1 protein-coding gene is annotated in these 283 nt (G+C 44.5%); it reads right to left on the bottom strand.

Going from position 1 to position 283, the window contains the following annotated elements; genetic code table 11:
* A partial coding sequence (locus ACVCZW_RS13265) for a hypothetical protein (protein ID WP_452232643.1) occupies positions 1 to 283 on the bottom strand: 283 nt, incomplete at both ends.

Raw genomic sequence — 283 nt, 5'->3', positions numbered from 1 at the left:
TTCCACTTACTGGTACCGTTACTTCGGTTGGCTCTGTTCCATCTGTTAATGTCGATCCTGTTGGTAAAGTAGTTGTATCTACTACGATATCAACTGTTCCTGCTGGCACTCCTTCTATAGTATAGGTTCCGTCTGTTGCTGCTGTTGCTGTTGGCTCTCCTGCGTCTAATACACCATTGCCATCTAAATCTGCAAATACCGTTACTGGAGAAGTGAATCCCGTTTCTGTTCCGTTTTGTGTTCCATCACCATCTTCATCGTTATATACGGTTCCGGTTACCGT

It is taken from the genome of Lacinutrix sp. MEBiC02595 (assembly GCF_053601555.1).
Note: the sequence above shows the minus strand (reverse complement) of the source record. Positions and strands in the feature narration are given on the sequence as shown.